This window comes from Methanosarcina spelaei, assembly GCF_002287235.1.
Taxonomy (GTDB): domain Archaea; phylum Halobacteriota; class Methanosarcinia; order Methanosarcinales; family Methanosarcinaceae; genus Methanosarcina; species Methanosarcina spelaei.
Genome location: NZ_LMVP01000367.1, coordinates 1 through 660, shown reverse-complemented (window position 1 = coordinate 660; position 660 = coordinate 1). Strand labels below are relative to the sequence as shown.

The window sequence follows — 660 nt, the reverse complement described above, 5'->3', positions numbered from 1 at the left end:
TCACCGTCTCTAATATACACTACTCTTGTTGCATATCTTACAAGCTCGACGTCATGAGTAACAATGATGATCGTCTTGCCTTCTCTTGTGTGCAACTCGTCCAGAAAATCCAGGATGTAGTTCCCTGTCTTGGTGTCCAGATTTCCTGTTGGCTCATCCGCAAGGATTATAGGCGGGTTTACAGCCAGGGAACGAGCTATTGCAACTCTCTGTTTCTGTCCTCCTGAAAGTTGGGAAGGAAGGTTTTGTTTCTTTTCCGAGAGTCCGACAATATCAAGTAAGTAAGAGGCTTTTTGTCGGGCAATTTGTCGATTTTCTTCCTGGAATTCCATAGGTAAAAGCACGTTTTCTTCCGTGCTCAGAGTGGGAAGGAGATTGAAACTCTGGAATATGAAACCAATCATTTTTCCTCGGATTATGGCAAGTTCAGATTCGTTAAGTTCTGATATGTCTTTTGAATTTAGGGAAACAGTGCCTTTTGATGGGATATCCAGGCAGCCAAGCAGGTTCATCATCGTGCTCTTCCCACTTCCGCTAGGCCCGAGAATTATCAAAAATTCCCCTTCGTAAATTTCCAGGTTTATTCCTTTAAGAGCTGCAAACTCGACCTCCCCCATCTGATAGATTTTCCAGACATCGGTCAGTTTGATAAGAGGCTCG

1 protein-coding gene is annotated in these 660 nt (G+C 43.8%); it reads right to left on the bottom strand.

Translation table 11 applies throughout. From position 1 onward, the window contains the following. On the bottom strand, positions 1 to 660 hold a 660-nt coding region (locus ASJ81_RS14675), incomplete at both ends, for an ABC transporter ATP-binding protein (protein ID WP_245860188.1).